The 1211-nt window shown below is 60.3% G+C and carries 1 protein-coding gene and 1 pseudogene; one reads left to right on the top strand and one right to left on the bottom strand.

What is annotated here, in order from left to right; all coding sequences use genetic code 11:
- Positions 1-788 (top strand): annotated as a pseudogene (locus tag A2I95_RS39915) (serine/threonine protein kinase); the annotation flags it as partial.
- Between the two features lie 83 nt (positions 789-871).
- On the opposite strand, the gene A2I95_RS39910 reads toward A2I95_RS39915, so the two are convergent.
- Positions 872-1211, bottom strand: a 340-nt coding sequence (locus A2I95_RS39910; protein ID WP_367153218.1) for a PP2C family serine/threonine-protein phosphatase, incomplete at its 5' end; no start/stop codon positions are given.

Below are 1211 nucleotides of genomic sequence, written 5' to 3'. Positions count from 1 at the left end.
CCCTGGAAGGCAAGGCCGAGATCCGGTTTGAGCTGCCGATGCTGCCGGTGGCCGAGGTCAAGGCGGTGATGGAGACTTTTGCCGATTGCGGCCCGCTGCTGCGTGACGGCAATGGCCATTACGACGGTTACGCGCCCAGCGACCCGGTGCTGATCAGCGGCCGCGTCGCCAGCACCGCCACCCGGCTGGAACTGTTTGATGCGCTGCGCGCGCTGGCCCATGAACGCCAGGTGGTACTGGATGTGGAGGTGCTGAACGACGCGCTTTGTGTTGTCGAACAGCATCTGCCCAAAGCCCCTTCCGGCGGCGCCGAAGTGGCATTTGCTGTTGGCGGGACAACGGTGGAACCCAACCCATCAGGCCGTTTCTTTGTCGGCGAAAACCCGGTCATCGATATCGTGCTGCCGGATGATGTGACCGAGGGTTACCTGACCGTGTCGATACTGGATGTTTCCGGCAATGTGTTCCACCTGCTGCCCAACATCTCGCGCGAAGACAATGCCGTCGCCAGTCTGCGGGATGGTACCGCCGGTGCGGTTCCCGTGCGAGTCGCCTATAGTCTGGAAGAATCCGCCACCGGCGGCGGCATTGCTTTCAAGGTTGATGACAGCACCCTTGGCAAAAGCAAGGTGGTGGTCCTGCATTCCTCAGAACCGCTGTTTGACGGCATGCGCCCGACCTCCGAAAGCGCGGTGGGTTTTGCCGAAGCGCTGCAGGCCAGCTACGAGGCCGATTCCAGCCGCATCCGGTCATTGGACAGCCGGATCCTGGTCACTGCCAAACCCTGATCAGGAAACCGGAATTTTGCGAAAATTCCGGCTCGGAAAACACGTGTTTTCCGGACCGTTTCCCTCGCAGGGAAACGGTTGCGCTACATCACGTCAATCACCACAGCAGTGATATTGTCCGCGCCGCCCCCGTTCAGCGCGATCTGGATCAGCTGATCACCAACGGTCTCCAGCGGTGTGCCGGTCAGCGCGTCCTGCAGGATCTGGAACGTGGCATATTTTGTCAGCCCGTCCGAGCAGATCAGGAAGCGGTCTCCAGGTTCCGTGTCACCGCGGATCTTGTCGATTTCCAGCTCTTCCCCAACACCCACAGCTCGGGTGATCGCGTTGGATTGCGGATGCTGTTCCGCCTCGTCCCATGTCATTTTTCCAGCCAGCACAAATTCTGCCACAGCCGAGTGATCCTCGGTCAGCATTTCGATA

The organism is Leisingera sp. F5 (assembly GCF_001593695.1).
The sequence above is the reverse complement of the archived record's forward strand: the minus strand, read 5'-3'. Positions and strand labels throughout refer to the sequence as shown.